This is a genomic window from uncultured Kriegella sp. (assembly GCF_963975415.1).
Classification (GTDB): Bacteria; Bacteroidota; Bacteroidia; order Flavobacteriales; family Flavobacteriaceae; genus Kriegella.
This window is the reverse complement of record NZ_CAXBGN010000005.1, coordinates 419,299-426,123: the sequence shown is the minus strand read 5'-3', so window position 1 is coordinate 426,123 and position 6,825 is coordinate 419,299. Positions and strand designations below refer to the sequence as shown.

At 45.4% G+C, this 6,825-nt stretch carries 5 protein-coding genes; all 5 read right to left on the bottom strand.

Features of this window, described 5'->3' with window-relative positions:
- Positions 1-141: 141 nt before the first annotated feature.
- The 5 genes from AACZ88_RS14130 to AACZ88_RS14110 are packed head-to-tail and all read right to left on the bottom strand — an operon-like array spanning position 142 to position 6,782.
- A complete protein-coding gene (locus tag AACZ88_RS14130) occupies positions 142-405 on the bottom strand; it encodes a hypothetical protein (protein ID WP_339711499.1) in 264 nt (87 codons plus the stop codon).
- A gap of 30 nt (positions 406-435) precedes the next feature.
- Positions 436-1,563 carry a glycoside hydrolase family 88 protein gene (locus AACZ88_RS14125; protein WP_339711498.1) on the bottom strand — a complete coding sequence of 376 codons (1,128 nt, stop codon included), beginning with the start codon at positions 1,561-1,563 and terminating at the stop codon, positions 436-438.
- 23 nt (positions 1,564-1,586) lie between these two features.
- Positions 1,587-2,840, bottom strand: a complete 1,254-nt coding sequence (locus AACZ88_RS14120; RefSeq protein WP_339711496.1) for an acetylxylan esterase — start codon at positions 2,838-2,840, stop codon at positions 1,587-1,589.
- Positions 2,841-2,886: 46 nt separating this feature from the next.
- A complete protein-coding gene (locus AACZ88_RS14115) occupies positions 2,887-4,830 on the bottom strand; it encodes a sialate O-acetylesterase (protein ID WP_339711494.1) in 1,944 nt (647 codons plus the stop codon).
- Positions 4,831-4,838: 8 nt separating this feature from the next.
- Entirely contained in the window at positions 4,839-6,782 is a 1,944-nt protein-coding gene (locus tag AACZ88_RS14110) for a hypothetical protein (RefSeq protein WP_339711492.1), read from the bottom strand.
- Between the last annotated feature and the right edge of the window lie 43 nt (positions 6,783-6,825).

Sequence of the window (6,825 nt, the reverse complement as noted above, 5' to 3'; positions counted from 1 at the left end):
ACGTGGAGCCCAAGGCAACGTTGGGCACCATATAGAGCCCCAGTCCGCCCACCTGCACCTTCTTTAAAAAATTCCGTCTTTGCATAAATTGATTGTTTTATTCTAACGTTTTTATTTGATAGGAATCATCCGAACTCAAACCTAAAAATCGTTAATAGTGTGGGATTTTTCGTCTCCTGTAAGCCCCCCGCCATGGAACCAGACTACCGCGGCAAAGTCCTTTTTGTTATCGGGGTTATAGATATCCAGTTTACAGCCCGCTTTCATATAATAGTCCTTTTCCCCCTCGTAAACGTCGGTATAGAAAAGGTTTTCAATCAATTTATAGATAGTGTATTCTTTCTGGGAAAAACCAGAAAATACCACTCCAAAAAATAACACAATTATAAAAATCTCCTTTTTCATGAACTACTGTTTGAATCCTCTTAATAAAAATTAACGCACCAAGGCGGTCGCACACCAAAGCAAAGGGGCCTGACCGTGAAGGTCGCCAACAATCCTTGGACGGTTCATATAATGATCACGGCTGTTCAAGATATTCGTGCCGGCACACACCTCGGTGAGTTCGTCATCGGCATTGATGTAGCCCGTTAGCGCCAACCAGCCTTTGCGGGCCGCCTTACCATACGTTTTCTTGTTAAGCCAGCCTTCTTTTACACCGGTAATCATCGCATATGTAAACATGGCGGTTGCCGAGGTCTCCTTCCAGGCTTCCTCATCGTCTATAATCTGGCGCCACATACCATCCTTCTCCTGATATTTCAACAAGGCCGCCATCATCTTGTGGTAGCCTGCTAGAATACGTGGGCGGTCGGGATTATCTTTTGGTAGTATCCGAAGTATCTCCGCCATTCCTACGGCCATCCAGCCATTTCCCCTGCCCCAACTGTAAAGTGCTTCGGGCGAATGATAAAAGAGTCCGTTGCCCAACTGTATTTCATCCAGGTAGAGTACCATTTCCTTAGCCGCACGGTCTACATATTTGCGATTGTCCGTGACCCTGTAGGCCTGTGCCTGTATTGCAGTAATCATGAACATATCGTCAATCCAAATACGGGTCTGCCAAGAATAGCCCTTTGCGGCCCACTGCTTTTGTTCGGGCGTGGCACCCATCGGCACCTCCCATTGACTGTCAGCGTATTTTAGGCCTAGATCGCGGTATTTTTGTTCCCCGGTTTTCAGGTACAGTTCCAAGGGGACGGCCCCGAACACATTGTTATCTACATGGTTGCCCTTGGGAAGCATGTTCTTTTCCCCACCCAACAGCGGTATAAAACGTGATTCAAAACGATTAAAGAGTTCTTCATTTTTGGTTGCCTCGGCAAACCACATTCCGCCAAGCCATGTACAAACATCGGGATAGGTTATCTGCGTGGGCGGTTTGAGCGGGCGCGTATTCCCGTACTGCGAATGCGAGGTATTTAGAAACTTTTCGGCAATTCGCATTCCAATATCCTGTGGCGTTTTTCCTTTTGGGAATTGCTTTAAATTATACTTGTTTTGACCTACCAAGGAAAATGTAAATAGCATTGAAAATATAATCGTTACTGTATTGATATACATATGGCTTTTTTTTAGATTATAAATCATCTAACGGTGATAATTGTACTTGAGACGGTCACAGGTCTTGAATCTGAAACGGAAGCAAAACACGAAAGTCCTCCTTTTACTTTCTGGGCGGGAATCTCCGCTTCAAACCATCCGTTTTTCAAGTCGGTGGCCCAAATGGTCTCCCATTCCCTTTTGGGCCAATCGACCCCTACAGGGCCAAAGCACACAGTAGCTCCTTCAACGGGCTTTGGACCAGTTACCTGAAACCGCACCTTGTAGGAACCGCTGTTCATCCTTTCCGTTTCCATCTTATGTATTTTCGGGAGGCGCTTCCCTTTTCCTTTGAGGTAATATTCAAAATAGAGCCGCTCCATGGACAACCACCCGGGCTCCATGCCACTCTTTCCTTTGGTGCCTCCCGGAACTTCTATTTTATGGGAGTTGTTGGGGGCGTACAAGTGGTTTGCTTCCCCTTTCATGCTCTGAAGTGTTTGGGCTACTGCCGGAGGATAAAACCAATTGTCGTTAGCTGCGGCCGCAATAAAAAACGGGGTCTTAATGTGCTTGGCCACCCGGCCCGCATCTAAGTTCTTGAGCCACTTTCCGCGATCCCTGGCAGTCATGGCATCCAGATTTTTTAGAAAAGTCGACCCATGGTCATAGTACCCGCTTCCAAAAACCGAAAAAGAAGCCCTAATCTTTGAATTGGCCAAACCTGAGACAAAGGTGGCCAAATACCCCCCCCATGAAATGCCCGTCACCCCGATTCGGTCCTTTGCGACGTCTGGTTGGGAATATAGCAGGTAAAGCCCTTGGATCGAAGCAAGAACCGCGGAAAAAAGAGTGCTCGAAGATAGTTCGGGTCGCACTACAAAACGGTTTTCCCCGTATTTGTATTTTTCCCACGGGCCATGAGACATCGGTGTTTTATCGGGGTGGGCAACGCCTGGCTCGTCCAAGACGACCGTAACATACCCCTGAGTAGCCCATTTTTTTGCTTTTTCAATTTCCGCGTGTCCAGACCCTCCGTGCAAAACGAGCAAACCAGGATAATTTCCCTCCTTTTCAGGCCTCGCTATGGCGGCAAAGATTTCGGCATTTTTCATCACTCCAGCTTCCTGATAGGTGTAGGACTGAAAAATCACTTTTCTGAGTTTTACCCCATTTTCAATTTCTTCGCCCAACTCTTTAACTATCTTGGGTGCCTCATTGGTCAGATAGGGCGCAAACAGGTCTGAGGGGTTCCGTTGCCCTAATGCCTTTACAGGACCCAATACTATTTGGAGCATTACAATCCCAACGTATAGCATTCGCTTAATCACAGGTATTTTTCTTCTATTTTTTAATGTCATCGGTCCTAAAGGGACTAGCAGGCAAGCCTTCTTTGTTGTACAAATTTATCACTGGATTGTTGCTCCAGGCATATCGGATATACATTGGATCCTTGACCGCGTCACTTTCCACACTAATCCTATTCCCCACAATCCTAGCCTTGGCCCAGACAAACTTTTGGTCGGCGCCCGCTATGGCAAAACAGCGTACCTCTTCCGAATTATCTGACGTAATAAGACCTGATCCCATGTTTTTGAAGGAGATAACCGCCTTCTGCCCTTTGAATTTCACGGACTTAAAGGAGGGGCCGGAATATACCTGATTCTTTTTTCCATAGTCCTTGTGTAAGGCAATCAATGCCAAACGCTGCCCCACATCCTGCTTATTCTTAGGGTGGATATCCTCTGCCTCCCCCAGATCGAGAATGACGGCTTCCCCGGTTTTTGGAAGTGCCAACGCACTGGTTTGTGCCTCCCTGAGTTCGGCCCATGTACTCTTGGTGGGTTTATCATCGGTTCTCAAATAATTGGCGAGCTGTACCCAATAAAATGGAAGGTCCTCTCCCCATTTTTTCCGCCAGTCCTTAATCAAATTAGGGAACAAGGTCTTGTACTGCTGCGACCTACCAACATTGTGTTCTCCCTGATACCAAAGTATCCCCTTTATCTTAAATTGCAGTAATGGATTTATCATGGCGTTATATAAGAGACCAGGATATAAATTACGGGCATTGGGCTCGTATCCGAACATATCACTGGTAATCCCCTTTCTATAGGTCCAATCGCCTACCAAGGAATATTTTTTATTATCAAGTTTTAGGAACAGATTTTCTTCAGTACCCGCAAAGCCGCCATTCCCACCATTATCGTCAAGCCTGACCGCTATGGTATTTTTGCCCTCCTTTAGAATGCCTTTGGTAATTTTATAGCTGCGCTCCTCCATATAAGTTTCAGATTCCCCAACGCTTTTTCCATTAATCCACACCATGTCCTTTTGGTCTATTGGTCCCAGATTGAGGATACCCTCATTTTGGATGGCATTAGAAGGTAAGTCGATGGCGGCATAAAACCACACGACCCCATCAATGTTCTTTAGCTCGGATTGGTTCCATCGTAAGGGCATTTTACACTTTTTAAATTCGGAAATATCAGCTGGAAAAAAATATCCTTCCTCCTTACTGTCATCCTTAATTCTCTTTGCATCGTGAAATGATTTTTGTGCCATTTCTTGGGAAGCGATAAACCTAACTGGATCCTCGCCAAAAACACCTTTTTGATATCGTTCCCAATAATCTGCCGGTAGCTTTTTGTAAACCTCCCTATCTGTCCAAGTTTCGATTTGGGTACCTCCCCATGAGTTATTAATCAGGGCTATTGGAATACCTGTCTCTTCATAGACCTTCCGGGCAAAGAAATAACCAACTGCTGAAAATTGCCCCACAGTCTCGGGATTACATTCCGTCCAGGCCCCATCAACTTCTTCCAATGGATCATAGCCCATGTTCCTCTTTACTCTAAAAGAACGAATTTTAGGGTAATGGGCATTAGATATCTCTTTGTCAGCATCTTCAACATGTTTTACCGAAAATTCCATGTTGGACTGTCCACTGCAGATCCATATATCCCCAATTAAAATATTCTGCAGCACAATCGTATTTCTACCCTGTACGCTTAACGAATATGGACCTCCAAAAGCCATGGGTTTTAGGGTTACCTCCCAGTTTCCATTGGTGTCCGCCAAAGTTTTATGTTCCTGTCCGTTGAAAGCTACCGCTATTTTCTCGGCCGGATCCGCATGGCCCCAAATGGTTACCGGTTTCTCCCTTTGAAGCATCATATTATCATTGAATATATTTGGCAGCACAACTTCTGCCTTGGAAATCAATACGTTGCACAAAACTGTAAGCAAGAATGCCAGTTTCTTCATTTCCCCATATCTAAAATCCATAAAATGCATCAATTTGCAGTAATCACTGGTATGTTTCCTTGCCAATTGACCGTGATTGCTGTTGGACCATCATTAATTTTGAGAATACTATCATCCATATTAATAGACGGACTCTCTATCATAGGCCATTGGCGGTACCCTATCTCCTCCTCGTTTTCGATTTTTACTACAGGGACCGATTCGGCCATCCCCTTAATACCCTTTCTCGACAAGTGTTCAGGCATTTTATTTTCTGGGGCTATAGGCAGCCCTTCCTGATATTGAATCTGTAGCTTCTCCTTTTGACTATCGGTATAAGTGACCCTCATTTTCTTCCAATCTATGGACAGCCGATTATTATTCAAGGTTCGGCAAAATTTTTCGAAGGTACCCGATTCCCTTTTACTCCCGAGTTCGAATACAAAACCAGTCTGGGCGTGATCACTTTTCACAATATTGAATCCATCCAATCCCTTTCCTTTCAAATCGATCTGTTCATAATAACTTTTCAAGGGTTTTATCCCAATATAGGTATCTCCTTCCCGAAGAAAGATCCAACCGTTTTCCTCCACTTTTTCATCTACTGATTTGGGGTAGCGCAACATCCCCCTTTTAATCAGGTCATCGGTATGGCCATCGCGCCAGGCCCATTTGGTCTCATTAGGCATATTGACCCATTGATCCTTTTGCGGAATATTAAAGAGTGTGATTACCGTATTCTTGGAATGGGCGGTCTGTTGAAAGGGAGAGTTGGTTCCTTTATACCAGGTGTCCGCGGTACGGTCCTTTTCGTCTCCGTCGCTATACCAATACGGGTGAAAACAATTGATATAATTGAAGCGGTCTGGGCTTTGGAATACGATATTGAAACCGTTGGCATCGTGATCCGCATAATCACCCCCTGGTGTCCAGCGAAAATTTCCGGTCCCAATGGCATAGGTCTTAGTGCGATATACCTTGCGCATCATCCAATGAGGTACTCCGGAGCCAAAAGGCCCAAAAGAAGAGGCCGAGGTCTTTAATTCGAACGGGGCGGTGTCATTACCGGCCAAGCGAAAGAAAACGCTTGGGGGCACCACTCCGGACAGGGCCGCAAATATGGTATAGCTAGCCTCCTGATAGTCATCAAACTGGCTCATCTTTACGTTTGGGGTAGCAGGGCCCCAACCCCACATCAACCAATTGTAATAGGAAGTCGCCGCGATGTAATTTTCATCGGAAAGATGGTCCTGTTGTGTGTTCATCCGTCCATAGGGCGCCAAAATATTCCCGTCAAAGTTGTTCAATGACAATAGCGACCATTTGTAGAGCATAAAGGCCTCGGCAATGGCCTTCATTTCCGGATCTTTGGCGTACTCCATTACCATTTCCACCGGAAAATTCATTACCACCTCATAGGTAGTGGAAAGGTACTCGGTATACCCGTGATCATATACGTTTTTAAAGGTCTTGCGCAAACGCTCCTTCATATCGGCCATCAGTTCTTCGCTGGTCATGCCGTTGGCCCAACGGGCATCTGGGAACAACTGCCCAAAAAGATAGGCACTGGACCACATCATCGTGGCATGATTCTCGGTACCGTGACCCAAAAATCCTTCACCATCAATTTTATCAGATTTGGCTAACTTTTCCAAATCTCTTTTTATTTTTTCCAACTGCTTTTCATCAAAGCTGTCCCAATATCTACATAAAGCCAGGGCAATCCCTGGAAAGTCGAACATGCTTTGGTGGCGATTGTCTAGGTCGTTCGTAATATAGGTCAGTGCAGCCCCGTCGCGCGGGTTCGCTTCGAGTCGAGCAATGGCCTTAGGCAGGCCATGTTTTCCACGCTCAACCAAGGTAACATCTTTAAGTGAATGTATTACTTGGCTCTTACGGGCCATATACGACGCTATATCCTGGGCGAAAAGTGATTGCGAAAGAATCACAAGCAGCACCAGTAATTTTTTAATATGTATAATTTGATATGCCATTTAGTACTATTCGGCCCGATATAGATATAGGCCATTATGGTTC